The organism is Bradyrhizobium sp. USDA 4449 (genome assembly GCF_054056275.1).
Map to the genome: position 1 here is coordinate 3,467,427 of NZ_JBSRYD010000001.1, position 24,899 is coordinate 3,492,325.

Sequence of the window (24,899 nt, forward strand, 5' to 3'; positions counted from 1 at the left end):
ACCCGCTCCGTCTCCGCCAAACTCTTCTACTCGCCCGACCTGAACCCGACCGAACAGGTCGCTGCCAAGCTCAAGCATCTGCTCCGCAAAGCTGCTGCGCGAACCGTCGACGCGATCTGCGCCGCAATCGGCCATGCACTCTATGCCTTCACTCCTGAGGAATGCACTAACTATCAAAAATCCAGGCTATCGAACTTAATGCCATCACGTTCAGGCACTGAAACAATGAGCTTCTTGGTGACCGCAGGCGCCTCATGCGGGCGAGCTCGTCAGTATTATTGTTTGGTCTGCTAGACTCCGCTGTTGCTCGCGTTTTGGCGCAGCCGCACGATTTGGTACCGCCGCGCCACCAGTCTGCGCTTGCGTTCGGTCTCCGCGTCAGGTGTCCAGATCTGCGGGAGGTATCCTCCCTCTGCAGACTGGCGAGCGTGCCGGCATCGATCTCGTCGGTCTTGACGTGAGCCTGGGGTTTGCCTTCACCCGCAACAAATTGCCGATGATCACCCGCGCCACGAATGGCGCCGGCATTCGTGACACTGACCATGCTGTGCCGGTACCTTCTAACACAACCTCATCGCGGGCCAGCAGGGTCATGCCAAATCGCTCCGGCGCAGTTCGCGTCATATCAACGCGGCCGGGCCCCGACCTGGATCGATGTGGATATGAGCGACGATTGAAATCCTCACGTCCCCCGGCTTTTCGCCGAATTTCTGCTGTGCAGGGCGCGCCTTCGCAGCGATTCCACCCGAAACCGAGATAGCCTCGCGGTTGCTTGAAAAGGGAGGAGTCGATGATTTCCTATGACTTGAGGGGAAAGGCAGCACTTGTGACAGGCGCGGCAAGTGGAGTTGGATTTGCTACTGCGAGAATGCTTCTCGAGAGCGGTGCAGTCGTCGCCCTCAACTTTCTTCCCGATGATGCCCGGGGCCCACAAGCCATTGCTGAACTGCGGGAGGTAGGCAAAGTGATCGCCGCTCCGGGGGACGTCGGCGATCCGGCATCCGCCGAACGGATGGTCTCGAACGCTTTGACTGCGCTAGAGAGGATAGATTTGCTCGTTAATAATGCGGGCGCTCCTGGAGTACGGGAATCTATACCGCCTGCACGTCTAGACCTCATGACGGAAGAGCTTTGGAAGCTTCTCCTTGAGGTCAACCTGCTAAGCGTATTTCGATGCTCAAAGACCGCAGCTTCAGCATTGAAAGCGTCAAAGGGGGCAATCGTGAACGTTGCAACAGTCGCTGCTTTTGATCTGAAGGGCAGCAGCATGGGCTATGCTGCTGCAAAGGCGGGAGTAGTAAGTCTCACCAAAAATCTCGCCCGGGCACTTTCCCCTGAGGTACGTGTCAATGCGGTCGCGCCCGGGTACATTAACAGCCCCTGGATGCCTTGGCCGGCAGAGACACTGCGTGCGGGAGTTGAAAAGCCTCTGCTGAGACGCATGGCCGAACCACAAGATATCGCCGACCTCATTGTCTATCTCGGTTTCGGTGCCAACATGGTAACAGGCGTAACCGTTCCCGTCGACGGAGGTCTAACAATTGCTTCGTAAGTCAGGCTTCGAAATCGACCGTCAATTCCGAACATGGTCGTCGTACCAAGCTGAAGCCTTTTTCAGGGGACGAGAATCATTGTCGGATCGTTCTCCGACATAGTTGGTTCACGCGCCGCCGCGTAGTTACTTGATCCCTAGCCATATGATGGGTTTTTTTGTCTAGAAGTCTAAAGCAAGCTGTTTTAGATGGAAACGTGGCCTGAGCTTTTGAAACAGTTGGCGCACTCTTTGGCAGAGAAGTCGATGCACCGCGCCGCAAGATCACGCTGTGTAAGCCTGGGATGTTCCGGAAGAATCTAGGTGTAATGCACAAGTCAGAGCTCGCGCCGACCATGTAATATCCCAAGCTGCTCGCCGGCTCCATTCGGTCGAAACGGCGACGATCTACTTTGAGGACGGGTTGGTGCCTGTGTCCCAGGTCACACGCATTGTAGAGCCCGAGTCGTGCTGGCCGGTGCGGAAGTCGGTCGCAACAAGTAGCGGCCAAGCTGGCTGGAGCGGGGGACGTAGGTAAATGGCGGCGGCGCTTTGTAGAGCAGCGGGTGGTCGGCTGCACGATGAGCCGCGCTCGGGGGCACCGCGCACCAGTGACGTTGCTCGCATCGAAGCCAATCGTAAGGACGATGGCAAGCTGCCCCGAAACACCACTCATAGAGTTCTCGCGGTATTGCAAAAGCCAGCGGCTTGTCAGCATCGACGGTGCAACGTATCTCGCCGGCCTTGGGCTCACGCCGCCCCCGGCTGCAGACACCAAAGCTCTCGACCGATCCGAACTTTGTGGCCAAAGTGCGCGGCGTTATTACGTGTCGTTGCCGGCACTCGCCACCGATGTGTGTTGAGGAAAAGTCTCAAATACAACCGCTGGACTGCAGTCAACCGATGTTGCCGATGCGTCTCGGCCAGGTCGCCCGAAGGAGCCACGATTATAAAAGACACGGCACCACATCGCTGTTCGCCGCCCTCGACGGCGATCCGGCCGGTTATCGGTAAGTCGCCGCCCACCGCGGAGTTCAGCAAGTTCCTTGAGACTTCGAGGCTGCCCTGCCGCGCGAACGCGAGGCCCATCTCGTCATGACAATTAAGCCACGAAGACCCAATGATCGTGAGATGCGTGGCCAAAAGACCGCGCTGGCACGTGCACCTGACCCCGACCAGTTCGTCATGGCTCAACCAGGTCGAGCACTTCTTCGCGCTCCTCACCGGTAAGAAGATCAGGCACGATCACGCTGCGAGGGCTTTCCCGGCATCGTCGAGCAGATCGCATATCATGGGTACTTGGACAATCGGGATTTTTCATTTCAATCCCTCCGCAAACTACACCGCGCTGTACGTGCCGTAAGCCTCGTCGTTAAGTTGACGTTCTATGTGGCAGGCGATCTTCGTTAAGGAGTAGAGGCGGATTGTCAGGTAATTCAGATAAGACGAGCATTTCGCAGAACGTGCCTGGCCGTCTCTGAGCCTCATAAATGCCGGTTGGACTACGGGACCGAAGCACGATTAATGCCAATCCGGCAAAGCCTCGTTCGCGAAAGCTGCTGAGTTCTTTGACAAGCTGGCTACGGGATACGAAAGTAAGCGCCCCTGGGTCTCAACTACCAGCCTTAGTGATTGATCCAAATCTGAAACTTGTTTTTGATTAGCACCTCTGCCAGGAGTTCGCCATGCAACACCAACCGCAATCTCTTCTCGTTAACCGCGCTGGCCAAGCGGCGACTTGCGACCAAGAGAAATCTTCACGATCGAATCATATTAAACGTGAGCGGGAGCGCCGAGGTGGTACCCGCACGTGCAGTCTTCAATGACTCTGGCCGTCGACTTCGCGACAAGGTCGAGCAGTGGCATTCGGCACAGTCTGCGGAGCGCGTGCCGCTGACTCTATCTGCGTTGAAAGAGGAGGAGAGCATGGCCAAGGTGGCAATCGTGACCGGATCGGCTACGGGGCTTGGTGCAGCGTGTGCGGTCGATCTAGCAAGCCAGGGCTGGAACGTTGCGATCAACTACAGTAGGAGCAAGAAGGAGGCCGCAGAGACCTTCGCCAAGGTCAAGGCGCGGGGCGTCGATGCCATCATGGTGCAGGCCGACATGGGACAGGATGCCGATTGTCGGAAGTTAGTCGCCGAGACTTTGAAGAAGTGGGGGCGCATCGACGGCCTGATCAACAATGCCGCTACGACCAAGTTCCAAAGGGAGGGTGACCTCGAGGGGGTCACGGTCGAGGACTTCGACCGTATTCTGCGGGTCAATGTCACCGGTCCCTACATGATGAGTCGTGCGGTGTGGCCGACGATGAAGAGGCAGTGGGAGGAGAGTCGCGAACGCGCTTCGATCGTCAACGTTTCTTCGAATGCCGGCGCGACGGGCTTGGGCAGTTCGCTTCCTTACGTCGCCTCCAAGGGAGCACTAAACACGCTCACGTTGTCGTTGGCGCGTTGGTTTGGTCCGGCGGTCAGGGTGAACACAATATGCCCCGGCTTCATGCAGACGCGCTGGCTTTTGGAGGGGCTGGGCGAGCCCGAGTACGAAAAGATGAAAGAGGTGATGGAGCAAACCACGCCCTTGCGCCAAGCTGGCACGCCCGAGCAGATGGCCGAAGCCGCGCTGTTCTTTCTCGTGAGCGCCTCCCACATCACCGGCGAGTTCTTGCTCGTTGATGCTGGCAGCCATCTTGGAACTTTGCCCATGAAAGGACGCTAGTGCATTCCACTTCTTCGGGGTACCGTTTTGCGAAAATGGTTAGACCATTTGCAATGTTGAAACGGTGTGACGAGATCAGGAAGTATCGCCAATTTCCGGCGAAGGTACGCTTCAACATGAAAGCGCCTAAAATCAGAGACAGCGTTCCGTCAGGATCTCATGCGGAGCTTCACGCAAGCTGGCCGCCGTAGGCGGCGCCCTTCCCTCGCGCCTGCATGTCCAATTGCTCGAAGATATTTGAAGCGCCGGTTGACAAGGAGTGTCCTCCCGGAGAGTGGTGCAACTGCTGTCTATTTTCCAGCATCGAGCGATGCTGCTGTCTCTCGGCCACGCGTTGCATTCAGTAAAGGCCCGTTGTCCTCCGAAGCAGGGCGACGATTGCCGGCCGCCAAAGGCTTTCTCCGTCGTTGTAGCTTTTGCTAAGTCGCGACCTGACTCCTGCTCGTCCGCTCTGGCAGAGCTCTTAGCATGCACGCCTATGACGGTTATGTTTGTGCGACGTACCGAGGAGAGGCACTTACAGCGCTTTCAGATGGAGCCACCTGGTTTCTCTCCCCGACTTGACGTGCAGGCATGTGCCCCGAGGACTTCGCGCTGCTCAGTTATAGACGGCAAATTCAGAGCTGGTGCGCAGAGTTGACTGGGCTTTCGATCTTGAAGTCGCGTATCGCTCGAACACGTGCGGGCTGCCGGCCACCGAGTTGGCCGGAGGCAGCAAACCTACAACTCAGATATGCGGAAAGACATCGTGCGCTGAAATACGTCATTTCAGCCAAGCTTATCGCAGAAATTGATCGCCACTCGGCGACTGATTGCACGAATTTCATGCGATCGCCTGCTAGATTTCCAATTGTGGTTTGGCAAAGGGTTGACCAGCAAAAATTTAACCCACTAAATAGATGGATCGCAGTATGAACGATCATCTTCTTTCCGCTGTCGGAGGGCGAGATAGCTCCGAAGCGACACGGGTAAATCAGTCATCGCATATAACACGAATACTTCAACGCCCCGAGGCGGCGCGTTCCGGCACGCGGACTTTTGTAAAAAATGGAATACTTGCGAGGATTTCTCTCCAAGAGCTCGCGGCAATAGGGAAGTACCTTGAGCCAGTCGTTCTAAAAGACCGCATGGTGCTGCAAGAACCTAAGAAGCAGCTTGAACACGTCTATTTCATAGAGTCTGGTCTCGTCTCGCTTAGGATCGTGGCGGCGGAAAGCGTGCTGGAAACAGCGGTGATCGGATATCAGGGTGCGGTGGGCGCTTCGCTATTGGCCGGAGGACATCTTGTCACGCGTCAATCTGTTGTACTTGTTCCTGGGAGTGCCCACAGAATTCTTGTCGAGGATTTGCGACGCGTCCTGTCCAAATGCGCCGAAGTCCGAGCGCATATCGCACGGCATGCCCAAGTGCTAAACTTGCATTGCGCTCAGAGCGGATTGTGCGGTGTTCGGCATGATCGGGAGAAGCGCCTTGCTTGCTGGCTTTGCTTGGCGCGCGACGCGCTCGATTCTGATGTGCTGCCAATTACACATGACTATCTCTCTTCGATGTTGGGATTACGCCGGCCCGGCGTGACGGAAACACTGATCCGCTTCGAACAGCAAGGATTGATACAAAAAACGCGTGGCGTATTGCAAGTTCGGGATCGACGCTGCCTTGAGCAGAAGGCTTGCAGTTGTTACAAGCTCATTGCAAGCGCTTATTTCGCGACCGAAACCGTTGATTCAGTCATCGATGTCGCGCACGGTAGCGTCGACTTTTACTTCAGCTAACTTTAGTGTCGGCTGTTCTACGGACCAGGCGAGGCGCGGCCGGGCGAGGGTGACGGCACTAGAGTAGACGCACACCACGGCTCGGGTAAGCATCATCATCTGGAGTGAGGTTCGGAGAATTGGACAAGCAGGGTCCGTGATGACGGCCGCAGCGAAGGGTTGTACGAGACACGCACGCTGATAGTGGCATCGTCATCGAACGGCGCGGGTCGCACCGAAACGCACCCGGGGAACCCACTCCGAGGTCCTGTACCCCCGCTTTGGACTAGTCCGTCTAGCGACGCGCAGCGTCCCATTGTCGGATCTTTCGGCGGGTAGCCATTGCACTTCGCGCTGAAGAGATTGGAAAAAGCGGCACCACTTCCCCCGGCGGGGGCAGCTATAGTTACTTTAAGAAAGCGTTAATTCGGGCATTGAGCACGTCAGCGTCCGATTTGTCGTTCCCCTCCTCACTTTTGTTAAGAAGTGCGTTGCTACTGCATTCTACTGTACCCCTTTCGGAGCGGCCTCCCTATCGGCCAAGGTAAGCATCAGGCGTCGGCCGCGGGCTGAGCAGATTATTCGGTCGACCAGCGTTTGAGCAACTTCGGATTGTCTTTGTAGACTTGGGTGAGCTCGATGAGGCGTTCGATGCCGAAGTCAGTGATCGCCTGAACGCCGTCTTCGCCGACGCCAAAGACCCAGACGGCTCCCTCCTCGATTCGTAACCTACGTCTCGCACCCAATCTTCGTCTTCGCCGAGGTCTCTCGCGACCTTGTGATGGTGGTGTGTGGCTTTATCTACGTGGGCGGTCATGCCGCTCGAGCGGAGATCGCTGACGCTGGCGTCCAATTCCAGAACTTAGTCCAGCCGATGAGCCGCAAGGGTGGCCATCCGGACAAGGACGTCCGCAAGCCACGCCTGCGGATCGATGCCGCTTATCTTTGCCGTACGCATACGACGAAGACCGCCTGATTGACGCATGCGCGCGGGCGCGGCGGGCTCTATGATGGCGTTGCGTGAAGGTCAGGCGGCCTGCTGACCGGCGGCCTGGCGCAGGAGCTTCCATCCCCAGGGCAGCAGTTCGTGCAGACGCGAAGCGGGAAGATCGGCGATACGGGCGGGGACGTCGGCAAGCCAGGCCTTGGGATCGACGTCGTTGAGGCGACAGGTCGTGATGCCGGCGAAGGTCCAGTTGCGCCTTCCCAAGGCGATGCCTCTCAATGCGCGCTCGGCACAATTGTTAGTATCCGTCCGGTGAAGGCCGCCTTGCCGAATGAGGCGTGTTGTTGAGTACTGTCCTTATGGACAGTGATAGGCGCAGTGCCCAAGTCGAACGGCTTGAGGTGGTGGACACGGGCCGGCGACGGCGCTGGTCCGAGGATGAGAAGCTCAAGATCGTCCTTGAGAGCTTACAGTCGCCGCGTCAGGTCGCGGCAACAGCGCGGCGGTATGGCGTTTCGCGCTCATTGCTGCTGCGATGGCGACGCTCGTTTCGGCCTGAGCCGAAGGATGCCGCCGATCCACCTGGCTTCGTACCTGCGATGGTGGTCGCGGAAGCAGGACCGACGCCCTGTCCAGTCGCGCCGGCCAGCAGCGGCGGGTCGATCGAGATCGAGTTTGCGGCCGGGGCTCGGATGCGGATCACGGGCGCGGTCGACGCGGCGACGCTGAAGGCCGCCGTGGCGGCACTGGCAGATGGACGGCCGCGGTGATCCCGATTGCGTCGAGCGTGCGGGTGTGGATTGCGACCGGCCACACCGATATGCGCCGCGGCATGAACTCGCTGGGCTTGCTGGTGCAGGAAGCCTTCAAGCGAGACCCGCACGGCGGCGACCTCTATGTGTTCCGTGGCAGGAGCGGCAAGCTAATCAAGATCCTTTGGCACGATGGACTGGGCATGTCGCTCTACGCCAAGCGGCTGGAGCGCGGCCGCTTCCTGTGGCCGTCGTCGGCTGATGGCGTGGTGACAATCACCCCAGCCCAGCTTGGCTACCTGCTGGAGGGCATCGACTGGCGGATGCCGCAACAGACCTGGCGACCACAGGCGGCTGGTTGATCGCTGGGATTTGAATCGGTGACAGGATCAGCGGTTCGGACAGAGATCGCGTCTTGTGATTCTCTGGTCGTCGATGAGTGCCGATGATTCTCTTCCCGACGATGTGACCACGCTGCAGGCGATGCTGCGCGCCGAGCGAGCGGCCCGGTTGGCCGCGCAAGCCGAAGCCCAGGCGGGAACATTGCTGATCGAGAAGCTCAAGCTCACGATCAAGAAGCTGCGGCACGAGCAGTTCGGACAGTCCTCCGAGCGAGGCGCATTGCTGGACCAGCTCGAGCTACAACTCGCCGACCTGGAGGAGAACGCGGCTCAAGCTGAGACCGCGGCGCAGATGGCAGCCGAGAAGATTGCGGTGCCATCGTTCGAGCGCCGCAAGCCAGCCCGCCGGCCGCTGCCGGAGCATTTGCCGCGGGAGCGCATTGTCTATCCCGTGCCGACCACCTGCCCATGCTGCGGCGACAGCCGATTGCGCAAGATTGGCGAGGACGTGACCGAGACGCTGGAGCTCGTTCCGCGACAGTGGAAGGTGATCCAGCACGTGCGCGAGAAGCTCGTCTGCCGGGCCTGCGAAGCGATCACCCAGCCGCCGGCTCCTTCGCATCCGATTGCGCGCGGGCGTGCAGGGCCAAAGCTGCTGGCCCATGTCCTGTTCGCCAAGTACGGCCTGCACCTACCGCTTCATCGTCAGAGCGACGTCTACAAGCGTGAAGGCATCGACCTTGACTTATCGACGCTCGCGGACTGGGTAGGTGCCTCCGCGGCAACCCTGATGCCTCTGGTCGATGCGATCCGGAGCCACGTCTTCGCAGCCGAGCGCATCCATGCGGATGACACCACGGTGCCGGTCCTGGCCAAGGGCAAGACCCGGACCGGCCGGCTATGGACCTACGTTCGCGACGACCGTCCGTTTGCCGGCCCAGATCCGCCGGCGGCCGTGTTCTTCTACTCGCCCGATCGTGGCGGTGCACATCCGGAGCAGCATCTGGCGGGCTATGCCGGACTGATGCAGGCTGACGCCTACGCCGGCTTTGGCAGGCTCTACGAGACCAATCGCAAGGGCGGCCCGATTATCGAGGCCGCGTGCTGGGCGCACGGCAGGCGCAAGTTCTTTGACCTCGCGCGGCTTACCAAGGCGCCGATCGCGGCCGAGGCGGTCAAGCGCATTGATGTTCTGTTCGCCATTGAACGCGAGATCAAGGGTCTTGCGCCGCAGGAGCGTTTGCGTGTGCGCCAGGAGCGTAGCCGCCCTCTGATCGTCGAGCTGGAGTCGTGGATGCGCGAGCAGCGCGTCAAGCTCTCCAGGAGCAACGACACGACCAAGGCGATCAATTACTGTCTCAGCCGCTGGGATGCATTTACCCGCTTCCTCGATGATGGCCGCCTGTGCATGTCCAACAACGCCGCCGAACGCGAACTGCGGGCGGTCGCCGTGGGACGAAAGAATTGGACCTTCGCCGGCTCCGATGAGGGCGGCCGGCGTGCGGCTGCCATCTACAGCCTTATCGCCACCGCCAAGCTCAATGATATCGACCCGCAGGCTTGGCTTGCCGACGTGCTGGCGCGCTTACCAGATCACCCTGCCAAGTACATCAATGCACTGCTGCCTTGGAACTGGCAGCCTCAAAGCGTCGCCCACGCCGCTTAAGCACCATCAGCCTTCCATCCAAGAACGGTCCTAGCCGGGGCCTTAGCCGGATGCGTACAATTGTTAAAGGGCATGATGTTTTCAGCGCTCAAACCCGGTGGAGAGGACCGGTCGTCCGGATTAGTCTGTCCAAGCCGGGATAGGGGCGCTGGAGCACGAAACGGTGGCAGGCCGCCATGACCATGAGCTGTGAGCTCGCTTTGTTACTTGGCCGCCCCTACGACTTGCCCGGCTGCGCTGCGAGCGCGGATCCGTAGATGTCGTGCAAGCCACTGGCTCCTGAGACAAAGGAGAAGCAAGCATGCAAATCGTCGGCATGGACATCCACCGATCCTTCGCCGAAGTGGCGATCCTGGAGGACGGAACAATAATCCGACAGCTCCGCGTTGATCTCGTCCACGATCGGCTTGTCGCCTTTGCCAAGACACTCAGCCTCGAGGATGAGGTGGTCATCGAGGTAACGGGCAACAGCGCGGCGGTCGAACGTATTCTGCGCCCGCACGTTAAGCGCGTCGCGGTCGCCAATCCGAGGCTCGTTCGGGCGATCGCCTATGCGCGAGTCAAAACGGACAAGGTCGATGCTGGGACCCTGGCAAAGTTGCATGCTGCTGGCTTCTTGCCGGAGGTCTGGGTGGCTGACGAGGACACCTACAGCCGCCGGCGCCAGATGGCCGAGCGCGCTGGCGTCTTGGCGCAGATCATCCGGATTAAAGGACGCATGAAAGCTATCCTGCATGCCAACCTCATCCCGCCCTACAAAGGCTATCTCTTCGGCAAGCACGGACAGCATTGGCTGGACAGTCTGCCTCTTCCATCGGAGGAGCGTGCGATGCTCCAGCGTCTTATCACGGAACTCGAACGCGTGACGAAGCAACTATCGGAAATCGACAAAGTCGTGGCCCAACAGGCTTTGGACGATCCACGGGCTCTCAAGCTGATGACGATCCCCGGCGTGAGTTCGGTCGCCGCATCGAGTGTACTGGCCTCCATCGGCGACATCGCACGCTTCCAATCACCGGATAAGCTCAGCAGCTACTTCGGTTTGACCCCTCGAGTTCGGCAATCGGGAGAGCATCCGCCAAGGCATGGTCGTATCTCGAAACAGGGCAATCGTGACGCCCGCAAGATGCTGGTTGAAGCGGCCTGGTCGGCCAAGACGGCGCCCGGGCCGCTGCGGGCCTTCTTCAATCGCATGCAAAAGAAGCATGGGGCTGGAGTCGCGGCCGTCGCCACGGCACGTAAGCTCGCAGTGATGATCTGGCACGTCCTGAGGACCGGGAAAGATTATGCTTACGCACGACCGGCGTTCACAGCGATGAAACTCCGGAAGGTGGCACTCAAGGCTGGAGCGCCTCGTGCCTATGGCAAGGCTGGCCCGGGTCGGGACTACTGGATCAAGGAACTGCGTGAGCGGGAAGCTGGCTATGTCGCACGCGTCGAGCAGGCGTACGAGCGGATGGTGGCGGCCTGGAAGGAGAAGCCAAAAAAAGTGGCCTTGAACTGACGATAGGGCTTCTCAACACCATCGGTGGTCAAGCGCTAGGGCCAGGAACGCGTCGATGCCGCCTGCGCCCGGGCCCTCCTGCTCAACGCCCGTTCGTACAAATCGGTCGCCGCCATCCTCAAGAACGGCACCGACAGAACCGCGCCTCCCACCGAGGAGGCGCCCATCCATCCTCTTCCACGCCAACATCCGCGGCCGCAGTTACTACAATTGATCAGGAGAGATCATCGTGCTCATTCACCCCACTGTCGATCGCTTGCGCGCCCTCGGTCTCGCCGCCATGGCCGATACCCTCGTCGAACTGCAGAACAATCCCGAGGCGGCCGAGATGCCGCACGCCGATTGGCTCGGCCTCCTCGTCGATCGCGAGGTCACCGCCCGCGACAACCGCCGCCTCACGCGCCGCTTGAGCAGTGCCAAACTCCGTCAAGCTGCCGCCATCGAGAACGTCGACTATCGCACCGCTCGCGGCCTCGACCGTTCGCTCTTCCAGAACCTCGCCACCAGCCAATGGATCCGTGAGGCCAATCACCTGGTCATCGTCGGCCCAACCGGCACCGGCAAGTCCTGGCTTGCCTGCGCGCTCGGCAACAAGGCCTGCCGCGACGGCTTCTCCGTCCTCTACAAGCGAACATCCCGCCTGTTCGCCGATCTCGCCCAGGCGCGCGGCGAAGGCCATCTGGCGCGCCTGATCGCCGCTCTGGAACGCGTCAATCTCCTCATCCTTGACGACTGGGGACCCGAACCGCTCACCGCCGACCAGCGCCGCGATCTGCTCGAGATCGTCGATGATCGCTACGACAAGGGGTCCTTGTGATCACAAGTCAGGTCCCCGTGTCGCAATGGCATGACGTCATTGCCGATCCCACCCTTGGCGATGCGATATTGGACCGCATCATTCACAATGCGCACCGCCTCGAGCTCAAAGGCGACAGTCTACGGCGTCAGGCTGGCGAAAAGAAAAAACCGTGAGCACCTCGCGCACGATCGCCCCGCCGGCCCACAGGCCCCTCCCGCGCGCGTCGCTACGTCGCTCGTGGGGGCACTCCGCGCCGCGCACGGGGCCCTCCCATGGACCGCCGGAACGATCTTCGAACCAACCCGCCAGCCTTGACGAGGAGGACATTTCCAGCACACATAAATCCGTCAGCCGTGTTCGCCTCCGTCCTGATCACGATCACTGGAATCCGTGATCACCATCGCATGGAACACCTGATCACCATCCCTGGAATGCGCAGCCGGTCGCGATCTAGACGCTGACGCCGCTCGCAATAGGGATCGTCGCCGTCTCAGAAGCTCAAGAACCCGGCGAAGCGCCTCCGTGTCCACGTTCCGGTCAAACACGCATGCGACAGGCGCCGCGGCGCCGCCAAGCTCGATGTCGATAATGCCGGCCCCCGCACGTTGTGCAGGCGGTGAAGATACCGATTCTGGCGCGCTACTCGAGATGGGAGCCGCCGCAGGCCGCAGGCGTGATCTCAACCGGAACAAGTACTTGCGCGGCACTTGCCTGCGCGCGCCAACCGGCGCCAAGTGAACAATTGGCTCGTCGATAGTCCGTTACGTCGTGTGTCACCGACACTAGAGGTGGCCCGCTATAACTCTGGGCAAGACCCGCTGTCTTCCGATGTCCAACGGCGCGCGCCCGTCGAGACGACTTCAAGACAGGAGACCTTCGGCATTGGCATGTCACTCATACGCCGATGTCTTCACTCTCCATCAAACGGCGCAAGGCGGTCCTCGCCTCGCCGGAGCGATACGCTCCTAGGGCAAGAGTCGCTCTTGGCGATCTTGCAACCTTCGCATCCGCATGCGCGTCAATAGACGCGACCATTGGACACCGCGCCTAAGCACGATGCGCAATTTGTTTCGCTCGATAGTCGAAGATACACGAAGCGTACGCTTACTTGTCGTAACGGTACTAATCGTACGCTTGTGCAGCGCTTAGGACACGCTGTCCTGGAGTGCGCATGCGTTCGTTCGTTTCGTACAAAATTTCCACGCCGTTTGCTAACGCAATCTGTCAACTTAATAACGCGAGCGGCGGAATGGTCCGCGCCGCGACGTCGCTGGTTCAAGTAGTCACCAGTGATGTTCGAGGAACGCCCTGTAGGTCGAGAATGATTGGGGGCGGAGGCGGCTAATCTCCTAAGCGAGACTAGCTCGTCTGGAGTTAAACAACTGGAGGTTTTTTATGAAGATGGCGAAGAGCCTCTTTCTAGGTTCGGCGGCAGGTCTGATCGCTCTAGGCGGAGCGCAGGCTGCCGACCTTCCCATCAAGGCCAAGGCGATCGAATACGTGAAGATCTGTTCTCTGTATGGTGCTGGGTTCTACTACATTCCAGGCAGTGACACTTGTATCAAGCTCGGTGGCTACGTACGTGCCACAACGGTCCTGGGCTCAAACGGCATCTGGGGAGCCGCGACCAGCGGCGTCGCTGGGGCGCACAATCGTCTGAGCAACTACTACACAAGTCAATCCCGAGCTGACCTCGGCATCGATACTCGTACCGCGACGGAGTATGGTCTCCTTCGTACGTACGCTGAGCTCGCATTCACCTGGACGGCCGGTGGCTATAGCGGTGCTGGCACAACAGCTAACAATGGCTCAACGGCCTATAACGGAAGCAACCCGGCAGGAAGTGGTAGCGGTTCGATCTCCGGTGGTTCGCTCTCTGTGTACTACGCGTTCATCCAATTCGCAGGCTTCACCTTTGGTCGAGCGCAGTCGCAATTTTCTTCACCTTGGACGAACTATCCTGCAAACGGCTTCGACGGCTTGCCTGGCGGCGGCGGGTGGGAGGCTGTCAATCAGTTTGCCTATACGGCGGACTTTGGCCAAGGCATCACAGCCAGCTTCTCGGCTGAGGATCAGGTCGTTCGAAATACTACAAATATCTGGAACGTGAGCGGAGCGACGGCCACCGGCCTTGCGGCTGGTTCCTATGGTGCCGGCGACATCGGTGGTTCGCGGTCTCCCGATCTCGTCGCCATGCTGCGCGTGGACCAGGCATGGGGTCTTTTCCAAGCGTCAGTGGCCGCTCATGATAATCACACTGGCTATTACGGTGCCGATGAGACAACGGGCCATCCAAGCGACAAGTGGGGCTGGGCTGGCCAGCTTGCATTGTCGATAAAGAATATCCCGACCGGTGCGGGTGACACGATCAACATCCAAGGAGTGTATACAAACGGCGCAACCGGTTACAATTTCCAACCGTATGGTCCGTATACCTTCGCGATGTACAGCGGTACGGGGCTAACTGGTGCTTACCAGAGCGTCGGCATTGCTGGCCTCTCGGACTCGGTCTTCGTTACAGGCGCGAGCCAGCAGCTGACCACGAGCTACGGCTTTAACGGCGGCTATACCCACAACTGGAATCCGTATTGGAACTCGTCAATTTTCGGCGGGTGGGGTGCTGTACGGTACAACAACACGGCGAAGGGCTACATCTGTGGCGCGTTCGTCGCGACTCTTGCACTGTCGAGTGGCGTGGCTGGCTGTAACCCGGACTTCAACTATGCCGTGGTTGGTGTGGCCACGCGGTGGACGCCCGTCAAAAACCTGACCTTTTCGACCGAGGTTGTTTACGCGATGCTCGATCAGAAGTACGCGAGCGGAAGCACGGTAACCTTGCCGTTGCAGTCGGGGGTGGCCAAGCCGAGCGGGGTGTACGAACTGAAGGACCAGCAAAGCCTTCAGATGATGTTGCGCGTTCATCGTAACTGGTGAGCTTTCTATCCAACTAGCGGAAGGAGAAGAGGGAACAGCTCTAACTATCTAGTTTTACCTCCAAGAAGGCCTCCGGCATGCCCGCCGGGGGTCTTTTTAGTCCAGAGTCATCGGCGAAAGGTGAGCGGTAACATTCCGGGTGAGGCAATATGGGAACAATTTGGGACTCTCGCTCATTTTTGGTGAAGTTGTTGAAGCGGCGCCCATTACACTCGCCTCGAGCAGATCGATTTCTGCACGTCCATACATCTGACGCTTTAGTAGAGCAAAATCTGACCGACTTGAATCGGGAGGGATTCCCATGGGGGTCAAATTCTGATTCACCCTGTGTGCTGGACAAGGAGGCCGGCACACATGGCCAAACCTTTGTCGGAGGATTTGCGGATCCGGACAGTTCGGGCGGTTGAGGGCGGGATGTCGCGCCGCGCGGCGGCAGACCGGTTCGGCATCTCGGTTGCGAGTGCGGTGCGGTTTGTCCGAGAATGGCGCGAGAACGGGGCGACAAAAGCCAAACGACAGGGCGGCGACCAGCGCTCGCAGCGCATCGAAGAGTACCATAATGCGATCATGAGTGCGATCGAAGCCAAGCCCGATATGACTCTGGTTGAGATTCCGAGATGCTCAAATCGGAGTTTGGAGCCTCGTTTGCGCCGAGTTCGATTTGGCGCTTCCTTGACCGTCACGGCATAACCTTCAAAAGAACAGGATAGGCCCGATGTTGCGGCGGCGCGCCAGGCCTGGCGCGAACTCGCGCCGCAGCTCGATCCTGACAAGCTGGTCTTCATCGACGAGACCGGCGCCTCGACCGTATCCATCCGAGCTAGGCCGCGGACAGAAGCTCACCGATTCAAGCGCTTGAGGAGTTCAGGGTCTTCCTTGTGCATCATGATGAGCTCGGTCAGGTTCTCGATGCCGAAGTCGGTGAACGCCATTACCTGGTCGTCACCTATGCCGTAAACCCAGATGACGCCATCCTCTGTGTCCATTCCGTTGGCCACGTCCCAGAGCCACTCCTCGTCTTCTCCAAGGTCCTTGGCGACGCGACTGATGGTGAAGACGGCATAAACCTTGTTGACGTGCATGGCTACGCCGCCTCGGTGGAGGGTGTCAGAGCGGGAGGCGTCCAGTTCCAGGGCAACAACTCATGCAGGCGGTTCTGCGGGATATCGGCGATGCGCGCGAAGACGTCGGCAAGCCAGGCTTTCGGGTCGATGTTGTTGAGACGCGCCGTCATGATAAGCGTGGCCATCACGGCAGCTCGCTCCGCGCCACGATCAGAACCGGCGAACAACCATGCCTTTCTTCCCAGAGCAAAACCGCGCAACGCTCGCTCCGCAGCATTGTTAAAGGGCATGATGTTTTCAACGCTCAAACCCGGTGGAGAGGACCGGTCGTCCGGATTAGTCTGTCCAAGCCGGGATAGGGGCGCTGGAGCACGAAACGGTGGCAGGCCGCCATGACCATGAGCTGTGAGCTCGCTTTGTTACTTGGCCGCCCCTACGACTTGCCCGGCTGCGCTGCGAGCGCGGATCCGTAGATGTCGTGCAAGCCACTGGCTCCTGAGACAAAGGAGAAGCAAGCATGCAAATCGTCGGCATGGACATCCACCGATCCTTCGCCGAAGTGGCGATCCTGGAGGACGGAACAATAATCCGACAGCTCCGCGTTGATCTCGTCCACGATCGGCTTGTCGCCTTTGCCAAGACACTCAGCCTCGAGGATGAGGTGGTCATCGAGGTAACGGGCAACAGCGCGGCGGTCGAACGTATTCTGCGCCCGCACGTTAAGCGCGTCGCGGTCGCCAATCCGAGGCTCGTTCGGGCGATCGCCTATGCGCGAGTCAAAACGGACAAGGTCGATGCTGGGACCCTGGCAAAGTTGCATGCTGCTGGCTTCTTGCCGGAGGTCTGGGTGGCTGACGAGGACACCTACAGCCGCCGGCGCAGATGGCCGAGCGCGCTGGCGTCTTGGCGCAGATCATCCGGATTAAAGGACGAATGAAGGCTATCCTGCATGCCAACCTCATCCCGCCCTACAAAGGCTATCTCTTCGGCAAGCACGGACAGCATTGGCTGGACAGTCTGCCTCTTCCATCGGAGAAGCGTGCGATGCTCCAGCGTCTTATCACGGAACTCGAACGCGTGACGAAGCAACTATCGGAAATCGACAAAGTCGTGGCCCAACAGGCTTTGGACGATCCACGGGCTCTCAAGCTGATGACGATCCCCGGCGTGAGTTCGGTCGTCGCATCGAGTGTACTGGCCTCCATCGGCGACATCGCACGCTTCCAATCACCGGATAAGCTCAGCAGCTACTTCGGTTTGACCCCTCGAGTTCGGCAATCGGGAGAGCATCCGCCAAGGCATGGTCGTATCTCGAAACAGGGCAATCGTGACGCCCGCAAGATGCTGGTTGAAGCGGCCTGGTCGGCCAAGACGGCGCCCGGGCCGCTGCGGGCCTTCTTCAATCGCATGCAAAAGAAGCATGGGGCTGGAGTCGCGGCCGTCGCCACGGCACGTAAGCTCGCAGTGATGATCTGGCACGTCCTGAGGACCGGGAAAGATTATGCTTACGCACGACCGGCGTTCACAGCGATGAAACTCCGGAAGGTGGCACTCAAGGCTGGAGCGCCTCGTGCCTATGGCAAGGCTGGCCCGGGTCGGGACTACTGGATCAAGGAACTGCGTGAGCGGGAAGCTGGCTATGTCGCACGCGTCGAGCAGGCGTACGAGCGGATGGTGGCGGCCTGGAAGGAGAAGCCAAAAAAGTGGCCTTGAACTGACGATAGGGCTTCTCAACACCATCGGTGGTCATGCAGATCCTTCCGTCGTGGACAAGGCGGGCAAAGCCTTCCCAACGATTGAGCAGATAGTTGATCGGCTTAATCACGTTGGACGAACGCGAGAGCCGGGCAGATTCCGCCCGCAGCCAAGACTCAAGGTCGGTCAACAGTGGCACGCTTCTTTCCCGGCGGATCTGCAGCCGCTCCTCAGCGCTCAGCCTATAGATGTCGCGCTCGATCTCGAACAGCTGGTCAATCCGACGAACCGCTTCCAGCGCAACGGGCGAGATCGCCGTCGCCGATCGTCCGCGGCGCGCGTTCTGGGCGATATCGGCCAGTTCGAAGAACGCCCTCCGACCGTGTGCCCAGCAGAAGGCGGGCGTGGCCGGCGACGCCTTGCGTCCGGGATCGAACAGAGCGTTGAACCCGCTGTAGGCGTCGGCCTGCAGGATCCCAGCGAAGTTTCGAAGGTGCCGCGCGGGATGCTCGCCGCGCCGATCGCGTGAGGCGTAAAACAACGCCGCCGGCGGATCTCGCCCGCCAAATGGCCGATCGTCGCGGACATAGGTCCAAATCCGGCCGGTATCTGCTTTCCCTTTCGCCAGGATTGGGATCTTGGTGTCATCACCATGGAGCCTGTCGGCGGAGAGCACATAGGCTTCGATCAGTTCAAAGATCGGCCTGACCGCAAAGGCTCCGGCGCCCACCTGGTCCGCCAGCGTCGAGACCGACAGGTCGATCCCCTCGCATTTGAAGCGCTGGCTCTGTCGGTTCAGCGGCTGATGCAGACCAAATTTGTCGAACAGGATCGTCGCCAGGAGCTGGAGTCCGATATAGCCCCGCGGCGTGGCATGGAACGGCGCCGGCGGCTGCGTGATCGCCTCGCAGTCCCGGCAACTAAACTTCTCCCGCACCGTATCGATCACCTTGAACCGGCGTGGGATCTCCTCCAGCGTCGAGGTCACTCTTTCGCCGAGCTTCGATAGCCGGGCCGATCCGCAGCAGGGACATTGCGTCGGGGCCGGCAGGACCACGCGTTCTCGCTCGATGTCATCGGGAAAGGGCTGGCGCAGAGGCCGCTTGGGCTCAAACGAACGCACCGTCTGCGTCTTCCCCGCCGCCTTCTCGGCGGCAAGTTCATCCTCAGTTGCGGCCGCCTCGAGCTCCTCAAGCTCAAGCTCCAGCTGATCGAGCAATCGTGCCGCCCGTTCCGAGCGCGTGCCATAAAGCGTCCGCCGCAGCTTCTCGATCTCGAGCTTGAGGTGGGCGATCAGAGCTTCGGTACTCGATTGCTTCGCCTGGGCATTGGCCGCTTCAGCAAGCTTGGCCTCCGCCGCAAGCCTGGCTGCGCGCTCAGCCAGGATCATTGCATGCGCGGCGGCAAGATTAGGCGGCAGCTCGTCGGCGCTGGAGTCCATAACCAGATGGAATCACATTCGCTGCCAAACTCAAACAAACTCTCAGCCCACGCTCGTCGGACGCCAGGACTCTTGGGGATTGCGCCAGTCGATGCCGGACAATAGATAGCTCATCTGCGCCTGCGATATCGACACCATGCCATCGGCCAGCGACGGCCAGACAAAACGACCTCTCTCGAGTTTCTTCGTAAACAGGCATGCTCCCTGGCCGTCATGCCAGATCACCTTCAACAAATCGCCTCGGCGCCCGCGGAAGCAGAACAAATGACCGCTGAGGGGATCGCGGCGCAACACCTCTTGCACCTGCAACGACAATGAGGCGAAGCCTTTGCGCATGTCGGTGTGGCCCGTCGCCAACCACACCCGAACTCCTGTAGGAACCGGAATCATCGCGGATCCAGAGCCTCGATGATCCGGCGAAGCGCCTCAACGTCGACACCCGTATCGACAATGACGCGCCGTCCGCCAGCCAGCTCGATCTCAATCCGACGCTCTGTTGAATGTGCTGTCGCGCTCTCCGACGAGGCCGCCACCGACGCCACGGGCCCACCCTCGGCCACAACTGCCCTGACAAAGCCAGCCTCGGATTTGGTCCGGTTCTTCGCGAAGGCTCTTCGCCAAGTCACCAATAGAGAACGCGACAAGCCGTATCGCCGCGCTGTCGCCGCTACCAGGCGAGGCTCGGATAGGCTCTCCAAAACAATCCGCGCCTTCTCCTCCTCAGACCAACGCCGCCGCCGGCCTGTATCGACCACTTCAAGTCGATTCAGCGTACTGATCGTATGGCTGTCCATACGTACAGTTCTCAACCATCAGGCCAGCCCGCCGCAAGGCGTCTCTCGTCGGAGGCTTACCCTCGACCAAAATGGCCCGGCTTTACGGCCGCTCAAAACGCGGCCAACGTTGCCGCGCCGCGGTCCCGCATGGTCATTGGCTGACCACGACCTTTACCGCCGCCTTACGCTGCACCGCCCTGACTGCGCCTATGACGCTCGACGGACCAATGAACGCCGTCGCTTTCCTCGCCTATGTCGAACAGGTGTTGGCACCTACCCTCAATCCCGACGACGTCGTCGTGATGGACAACCTGCCGGCACATAAAGGTGCTGCCGTCCGGGCTGCAATCGAGATCCGCGGTGCCAGCCTTCTGCTGCTGCCGCCCTATTCGCCCGATTTCAATCCGATAGAGAACGCCTTTGCCAAATTCAAATCGAGCCTGCGCAAAGCCGCAGCCAGGACCGTCGATACCCTCGAAGCCGCAATCGCCGATGCCTACAGAGAGCATTTACCCCTACCGAATGCGCCAACTACTTCACGGCCGCAGGATACAGTTCAACTTGATCGGAATCTGCTCTAGCTTGAGCTTTGTGATTTGCCTTCTATCTACCGTTGGACCATGTTTGATGATCACGGCTTGAATGGCACCGCGATCTGCGATGATGCCTAGGCAAACGAAGTTAGAGGACTGTTGACCGCGCTGGCAATCCACGGATCAAGGTAGGCAGCCTTTGTTGGTTTCGTGGAAACAATCGACCAAGCCGCAGGCCTCGAGCAACGGTGGGACATCGTGGGGCATCTTGGCTGTGACCGATGCCGAATCCTCGGTACTAGGCGGGCTCTTTGTTCGGCACAAGCAAGTCGATCTGAGGAGAGTCTCGGGTCATGTAGGGGAATGCTTAGCTGCTCCGACAGCACAGGGTCACCCTGCGTGAGGACTCCTGCGGAGAACCGGAGAGATGTTTGGAGCAAACCTGTTAGTGAAGATGCGATCTCCTACTATCACCCTCACACGTTTAGAGGCGCGCCACGGCGGATGGAGTCGAGGCGAACACAAAGCGCACGAGCATGCATCTCCACATCACTTTCAGAACTTGAGAGCCTACCTATCTTAATAGCCAATACTAGTTGCCACCGGAACTGGTAGTGTCGCCATCCTGGTCGACAAGGTAAGTGGCTTATCGAAGTTGGTTCATAAAAGACGCGACGAGCAGTGTTACCCTTTGTTCTTGGATCGGATCCAGCATTTGCAGTGTAAAGAGAGGCGCAATCGAGCGTTCTCGCGGCAGCGAAGAGGTGAGGAGTGTGGATTTGCTGGCTGAACTTAAGGTGCCGGTAACCAGTAGTCATCTGGCTCAGGCGTATGCTGAAGCGGTGACCAGCCTCGGATATCCGCGCGAAGGCAGCGACTATAGAAGTCTGATCAAAATTTCCAGCAAGCTGCCAAACGGATGATCTGGTTCGTATACCTCCCTATGAAGTACAGGCACATGACTTCCCCAAGAGTAAGCCCACCCGAGCTGCAAAAGCGCGTCACGGATGTGATGCGCAGGATCGAGAAGCTGGAAGCTGCATACGAGACGACCACTATTGGTCAGCTAATTTCAAGGAGGGCAAGAACACATGGCTCAATCATCGCTCTTGACGTTTTTCACCTCAACCAACGCGCGACCTACGGTGAGATGGACGAAATATCTAACCAATATGCACATTCGTTGCGTGCATTTGGTGTACGCAAGGGCGAGCGCATCGGAGTGATGCTGCCCAATCGCATCGAGTTCCCGATCCTCTGGTTCGCAATTGCGAAGCTCGGGGCGGTGATGGTCCCGATCAACATGCGCTATACGCCAAGAGAGATTGAATATGTTCTGAGCGATGCACGGGCGAAGTTTGTCGTGGTCGATGAATCTGCATGGTCAAACTGCGCGGCGATGAAGGCGTGGCCGAAAGATCTCGCGATCGAACAAGCAATCGTAGTAGGGCAGCCTATCAGTGGAGGCCCAACTACCCTCGAAAAATTGCTCAAAGGTGCGCCAAAAAGCTTGTTGCAGGCGGATATCCGGCCCGATGACCTGTTAAACATTCAGTATACCTCCGGGACCACGGGGTTTCCGAAGGGCTGTATGTTGACCCACGATTACTGGGGGGTGTTCTCATACCAAGCCGCAAATTGGGACGAGCAGTCGTATGACCGATTTCTCTCTGCCCAGCCATTCTTTTATGTGGATGGACCATGGCATCTTCTACAGTCCTATCGACATGGTGGCACTCACTACCTGGCTCCGCAGATCAGCTCGTCTCGCTTCATCGGGTGGCTCAAGCACCACCGCATCGAGTGGTGCCAATTTCCTGAGTTGATTGCACGTCACGCCGAGGCCATCAACGAAGAAGGGGTGACGTGCCTAAAGCAGATACTGAATTGGGGCTGGGGACCTGCCACGGTACGACAGTTTCGGAAGCGGTTCGGAGTGCGCACACAGGAAGCCTATGGAATGACTGAAATCGGCTTCGGTACGCGAATGGCGAATGACTTTGACGAACTGGCCGAATCGGGGTCTATCGGTATTTCTGCGCCGTTCCGGTCACTGAAACTGATTAGTGAGGATGGTAGCCCAACGCCGTTAGGGGAGGTCGGTGAGCTGTGGGTGAGCGGGCGCGGACTTTTTGACGGATACTGGGAAAAGCCGGACGCAAATGCTGCTTCATTTGAAGGCGAATGGTTCAAGACGGGCGATCTGATGCGCTGCGACGAACTCGGGTTCCATTGGCTGGTGGGCCGCACGAAAGATATGATCCGTCGTTCGAGTGAGAATATCGCTGCGCGAGAGGTGGAGGCTGTCATCCGGGAGATTCCTGAGATTGCCGACGTTGCAGCAGTGCCAGTTCGCGATGTGAAACGTGGTGAGGAGGTGAAGATTTACGTCGAGCTACAGAAGGGTATTGCGCCCAACGATCTGCTTGTCGACCGCATTCTCAAGCATGCTCGTACCCATCTTGCCGTGTTCAAGGTGCCGCGGTACATTGGGTTCGTATCAACGCTGCCTAGGACCACCTCCAGCAACAAGGTTCTCAAACGCCATTTGATCGCGGAGACCGATCCTTTTAAGGGAGCTTACGACGCTAACGAAAAGCGATGGCTGTAAGGGCAACTTCTCTCCGCAACGTGCTACTTACTTGTTTACGACGCGTTGGCGGCTTAAGGGACTAAAGTACTCTATCGGCGATAATCCGCGGGAAATGGGCAGCGGCGCGCTTTGAAGCGAGACTTGAAAGCTGCCACGTTCCCGAATTAGACTTATTCGAGTAGTGTCAATGCTATGAGTGTCGCTGTGGAGCGTCCATACGCGGTCGCTATCGATATCGGATCAAAGATACTGATGCACTTGGCCGCCGTGAACTTGGCCTGCACCGACACGCCAGTGCGTGCATTCGGCACATTCAGGCAAGACCTGCATGAAATTGCGGACTGGTTCAAGGCATGCGGCGTGACCATTGTCGGATAGAATCCACCGCGGTCTATCTACGAGATCCTGGAGCAGCGCGGGTCTGAGGTCATTCTGGTCAACGCGCGGTACGCCAAGAATGTACCTCGGCGCAAAACGGATGTCAGCAACGCCGCATGGCTACGTCAGCTTCATTTCTATGGCCTGTTACGGCTTCCGACCTGATGTCGAGATCGCGGCCTTGAGAGCCTATCTAGGCTAGCGCGAGCGGCTCGTGTATGCAGAAGGCCCTGATGGAGATGAACCGGCAGCTCCATCATGTTGTGTCGGATATCACCGGCGCGACCGGCATGCGGATTATCCGAGCCGTCGTTGCAGGCGAACGCAATCCCGACGTCTTGGCAGCCTATCGGACGTGCGATTCCATCCATCGATCGAGACGATCCGCGCAGCAATCGTACGCAATGACATCACGAACACGTCTTCGCGTTGACGCGTCACTGGAGATCTACGACTTTTATCTGGCAAAGATGCTCGACTGTGATCGCAAGCTCGAAGTCCTGATCAGTGCATTGAACAGCAAGGGGCAAGATCTGTGGGAAAGTTAGCCAAGCCGTGCGTAAGACCACGCGGGTCAACCCGCCCAGGTGAGGACCGCACTGTAATGCGTGCTCGGCCTCGATTTGACTGAGATCCTTGGGCCGGTCGCTCACTCTCATTGAAGCTCATCGGCGAGTGCGTACGGATCTAAGGGCATGCCCAAGCACTAAAAACTTCACTTCCTGGCTAGCACCCCGCAAGAAGATCTCCGGCGAGAAGGTGCTGTCCTCGCCGACAAGGAGATCCCCAAGCCGCGAACCTGTTGGACCGGCAGTTCGCTGCCGAGCGGCCAAACTAGAAGTGGATAGCCGACTTTATCAATCTCTGGACCGCCGAGGGCTGGCTATATGTCGCAGCGGTGTTTGATTTGTTCTCACGCCGTAGTGGCTGACCGATGAGCGCCTCCATGACGACACAGCTCGTCACAGACGCACTTCTGTTGACAGTCTGGCGGCGGGGATCATGACCGGTGGCGTGGTGTAGCTTGCGCCGGGTCACCGCGTTCGCCGGCCAGGGCCGGGCAGACCAGCTGGCGATAGCCGGAAGGCTGACGGTTGGATCATCGCTCATTGGTGCGATGGTTTCCAGCGTCATGTAACGGGCACGCTGGGCGGCCCATTCATCGTTCTGCTCAAGCAGGATCGCTCCGATGAGGCGGACGATGGCGTCTTCATTGGGGAAGATGCCGACCACCTCGGTGCGCCGTTTGATCTCGCCGTTGAGGCGCTCGATCGGGTTGGTAACCAGTATGAGATTTCTCGGTCCCTACGTTCCGCTGCGGTTTTCTACATCGTGGCGTATGGTGCGACCATCGGGCCAGGGGCGGGCTGATGCCCGATGAGCCGAGAGCTCGAGTTAGTAGCTGGCCGCCTCTGCGACTCGCCCAGTTGCGCCGCCGAGAGCGCGAATCCGTAGTTGTCATTTTGCCCGCAGCTCC

At 59.1% G+C, this 24,899-nt stretch carries 15 protein-coding genes and 11 pseudogenes; 17 read left to right on the forward strand and 9 right to left on the reverse strand.

All coding sequences use genetic code 11. The features are described from left to right. Window positions 1–3: 3 nt before the first annotated feature. The 4 genes and pseudogenes from ACVIIW_RS16265 to ACVIIW_RS16280 form a co-directional block, all read left to right on the forward strand. Window positions 4–174 (forward strand): annotated as a pseudogene (locus tag ACVIIW_RS16265) (IS630 family transposase); the annotation flags it as partial. A 616-nt stretch (window positions 175–790) separates the two neighbouring features. Further along, complete coding sequence (locus ACVIIW_RS16270; protein WP_456701654.1) at window positions 791–1,552, forward strand: SDR family NAD(P)-dependent oxidoreductase; 762 nt, start codon at window positions 791–793, stop codon at window positions 1,550–1,552. A gap of 1,905 nt (window positions 1,553–3,457) precedes the next feature. Continuing rightward, window positions 3,458–4,249 (forward strand): SDR family NAD(P)-dependent oxidoreductase, encoded by a 792-nt coding sequence (locus tag ACVIIW_RS16275; protein ID WP_456701655.1) that lies wholly within the window; start codon window positions 3,458–3,460, stop codon window positions 4,247–4,249. 911 nt (window positions 4,250–5,160) lie between these two features. Next, a complete protein-coding gene (locus ACVIIW_RS16280) occupies window positions 5,161–6,021 on the forward strand; it encodes a Crp/Fnr family transcriptional regulator (protein WP_456701656.1) in 861 nt (286 codons plus the stop codon). A gap of 557 nt (window positions 6,022–6,578) precedes the next feature. On the opposite strand, the gene ACVIIW_RS16285 is transcribed toward ACVIIW_RS16280, so the two are convergent. The 3 genes and pseudogenes from ACVIIW_RS16285 to ACVIIW_RS16295 form a co-directional block, all read right to left on the reverse strand. Next, the gene (locus ACVIIW_RS16285) at window positions 6,579–6,746 is read right to left on the reverse strand and encodes a hypothetical protein (RefSeq protein WP_456701657.1); all 168 of its coding nucleotides are present in this window, start codon (window positions 6,744–6,746) and stop codon (window positions 6,579–6,581) included. Window positions 6,747–6,813: 67 nt separating this feature from the next. Continuing rightward, window positions 6,814–6,952: pseudogene (locus tag ACVIIW_RS16290) on the reverse strand (transposase domain-containing protein); the annotation flags it as partial. A 75-nt stretch (window positions 6,953–7,027) separates the two neighbouring features. Beyond that, a pseudogene (locus tag ACVIIW_RS16295) lies at window positions 7,028–7,249 on the reverse strand (transposase domain-containing protein); the annotation flags it as partial. Window positions 7,250–7,305: 56 nt separating this feature from the next. On the opposite strand from ACVIIW_RS16295, the gene tnpA (ACVIIW_RS16300) reads away from it, so the two are divergent. The 7 genes and pseudogenes from tnpA (ACVIIW_RS16300) (at window position 7,306) to ACVIIW_RS16330 (ending at window position 15,632) form a co-directional block, all read left to right on the forward strand. Further along, the gene (gene tnpA, locus ACVIIW_RS16300; RefSeq protein ID WP_456701658.1) at window positions 7,306–7,716 is read left to right on the forward strand and encodes an IS66-like element accessory protein TnpA; all 411 of its coding nucleotides are present in this window, start codon (window positions 7,306–7,308) and stop codon (window positions 7,714–7,716) included. After that, window positions 7,713–8,060 (forward strand): IS66 family insertion sequence element accessory protein TnpB, encoded by a 348-nt coding sequence (gene tnpB, locus ACVIIW_RS16305; RefSeq protein ID WP_456701659.1) that lies wholly within the window; start codon window positions 7,713–7,715, stop codon window positions 8,058–8,060. Before tnpA (ACVIIW_RS16300) ends, tnpB (ACVIIW_RS16305) begins: the two co-directional genes overlap by 4 nt. A gap of 73 nt (window positions 8,061–8,133) precedes the next feature. Beyond that, entirely contained in the window at window positions 8,134–9,705 is a 1,572-nt protein-coding gene (gene tnpC, locus ACVIIW_RS16310; RefSeq protein WP_456701660.1) for an IS66 family transposase, read from the forward strand. A 316-nt stretch (window positions 9,706–10,021) separates the two neighbouring features. Then, window positions 10,022–11,209: an IS110 family RNA-guided transposase gene (locus ACVIIW_RS16315; protein ID WP_456705172.1), complete on the forward strand. Its 1,188-nt coding sequence runs from the start codon at window positions 10,022–10,024 to the stop codon at window positions 11,207–11,209. A 229-nt stretch (window positions 11,210–11,438) separates the two neighbouring features. Next, window positions 11,439–12,181 (forward strand): annotated as a pseudogene (gene istB / locus ACVIIW_RS16320) (IS21-like element helper ATPase IstB). A 1,222-nt stretch (window positions 12,182–13,403) separates the two neighbouring features. Next, a complete protein-coding gene (locus ACVIIW_RS16325) occupies window positions 13,404–14,942 on the forward strand; it encodes a porin (RefSeq protein ID WP_456701661.1) in 1,539 nt (512 codons plus the stop codon). A gap of 354 nt (window positions 14,943–15,296) precedes the next feature. Next, entirely contained in the window at window positions 15,297–15,632 is a 336-nt protein-coding gene (locus tag ACVIIW_RS16330) for a helix-turn-helix domain-containing protein (RefSeq protein ID WP_456701662.1), read from the forward strand. Window positions 15,633–15,781: 149 nt separating this feature from the next. Here ACVIIW_RS16330 and ACVIIW_RS16335 read toward each other — a convergent pair whose 3' ends face one another. Then, complete coding sequence (locus ACVIIW_RS16335; protein ID WP_456701663.1) at window positions 15,782–16,024, reverse strand: hypothetical protein; 243 nt, start codon at window positions 16,022–16,024, stop codon at window positions 15,782–15,784. A gap of 2 nt (window positions 16,025–16,026) precedes the next feature. After that, window positions 16,027–16,287, reverse strand: a pseudogene (locus ACVIIW_RS16340) (transposase domain-containing protein); the annotation flags it as partial. Window positions 16,288–16,538: 251 nt separating this feature from the next. On the opposite strand from ACVIIW_RS16340, the pseudogene ACVIIW_RS16345 reads away from it, so the two are divergent. Beyond that, window positions 16,539–17,719, forward strand: a pseudogene (locus ACVIIW_RS16345) (IS110 family RNA-guided transposase). Window positions 17,720–17,723: 4 nt separating this feature from the next. Here ACVIIW_RS16345 and tnpC (ACVIIW_RS16350) read toward each other — a convergent pair. The 3 genes and pseudogenes from tnpC (ACVIIW_RS16350) to tnpA (ACVIIW_RS16360) form a co-directional block, all read right to left on the reverse strand. Beyond that, a pseudogene (tnpC, locus tag ACVIIW_RS16350) lies at window positions 17,724–19,142 on the reverse strand (IS66 family transposase); the annotation flags it as partial. A 42-nt stretch (window positions 19,143–19,184) separates the two neighbouring features. Then, window positions 19,185–19,505 (reverse strand): IS66 family insertion sequence element accessory protein TnpB, encoded by a 321-nt coding sequence (gene tnpB / locus ACVIIW_RS16355; protein ID WP_456701664.1) that lies wholly within the window; start codon window positions 19,503–19,505, stop codon window positions 19,185–19,187. Window positions 19,506–19,528: 23 nt separating this feature from the next. Continuing rightward, entirely contained in the window at window positions 19,529–19,936 is a 408-nt protein-coding gene (gene tnpA, locus ACVIIW_RS16360; RefSeq protein ID WP_456701665.1) for an IS66-like element accessory protein TnpA, read from the reverse strand. A 62-nt stretch (window positions 19,937–19,998) separates the two neighbouring features. On the opposite strand from tnpA (ACVIIW_RS16360), the pseudogene ACVIIW_RS16365 reads away from it, so the two are divergent. The 5 genes and pseudogenes from ACVIIW_RS16365 to ACVIIW_RS16385 all read left to right on the forward strand — a co-directional run. Beyond that, window positions 19,999–20,483 (forward strand): annotated as a pseudogene (locus ACVIIW_RS16365) (IS630 family transposase); the annotation flags it as partial. Window positions 20,484–21,230: 747 nt separating this feature from the next. Further along, the gene (locus tag ACVIIW_RS16370; RefSeq protein ID WP_456701666.1) at window positions 21,231–21,374 is read left to right on the forward strand and encodes a hypothetical protein; all 144 of its coding nucleotides are present in this window, start codon (window positions 21,231–21,233) and stop codon (window positions 21,372–21,374) included. Between the two features lie 35 nt (window positions 21,375–21,409). Continuing rightward, window positions 21,410–23,062 (forward strand): class I adenylate-forming enzyme family protein, encoded by a 1,653-nt coding sequence (locus ACVIIW_RS16375; protein WP_456701667.1) that lies wholly within the window; start codon window positions 21,410–21,412, stop codon window positions 23,060–23,062. A gap of 174 nt (window positions 23,063–23,236) precedes the next feature. After that, window positions 23,237–24,217, forward strand: a pseudogene (locus ACVIIW_RS16380) (IS110 family transposase); the annotation flags it as partial. Then, window positions 24,162–24,422: pseudogene (locus ACVIIW_RS16385) on the forward strand (IS3 family transposase); the annotation flags it as partial. The pseudogenes ACVIIW_RS16380 and ACVIIW_RS16385, both read left to right, overlap by 56 nt. A 68-nt stretch (window positions 24,423–24,490) precedes the next feature. Here the strand turns inward: ACVIIW_RS16385 and ACVIIW_RS16390 are convergent. Then, window positions 24,491–24,703 (reverse strand): annotated as a pseudogene (locus ACVIIW_RS16390) (transposase); the annotation flags it as partial. Window positions 24,704–24,899 lie beyond the last annotated feature (196 nt).

Bases quoted from the DNA above. Each gene is read 5' to 3' on its own strand.
- ACVIIW_RS16270 (WP_456701654.1), top strand. From the start codon at position 791: ATGATTTCCTATGACTTGAGGGGAAAGGCAGCACTTGTGACAGGCGCG.
- ACVIIW_RS16275 (WP_456701655.1), top strand. From the start codon at position 3,458: ATGGCCAAGGTGGCAATCGTGACCGGATCGGCTACGGGGCTTGGTGCA.
- ACVIIW_RS16280 (WP_456701656.1), top strand. From the start codon at position 5,161: ATGAACGATCATCTTCTTTCCGCTGTCGGAGGGCGAGATAGCTCCGAA.
- tnpA (WP_456701658.1), top strand. From the start codon at position 7,306: ATGGACAGTGATAGGCGCAGTGCCCAAGTCGAACGGCTTGAGGTGGTG.
- tnpC (WP_456701660.1), top strand. From the start codon at position 8,134: ATGAGTGCCGATGATTCTCTTCCCGACGATGTGACCACGCTGCAGGCG.
- ACVIIW_RS16315 (WP_456705172.1), top strand. From the start codon at position 10,022: ATGGACATCCACCGATCCTTCGCCGAAGTGGCGATCCTGGAGGACGGA.
- ACVIIW_RS16325 (WP_456701661.1), top strand. From the start codon at position 13,404: ATGAAGATGGCGAAGAGCCTCTTTCTAGGTTCGGCGGCAGGTCTGATC.
- ACVIIW_RS16330 (WP_456701662.1), top strand. From the start codon at position 15,297: ATGGCCAAACCTTTGTCGGAGGATTTGCGGATCCGGACAGTTCGGGCG.
- ACVIIW_RS16335 (WP_456701663.1), bottom strand. From the start codon at position 16,024: ATGCACGTCAACAAGGTTTATGCCGTCTTCACCATCAGTCGCGTCGCC.
- tnpA (WP_456701665.1), bottom strand. From the start codon at position 19,936: ATGGACAGCCATACGATCAGTACGCTGAATCGACTTGAAGTGGTCGAT.
- ACVIIW_RS16375 (WP_456701667.1), top strand. From the start codon at position 21,410: ATGACTTCCCCAAGAGTAAGCCCACCCGAGCTGCAAAAGCGCGTCACG.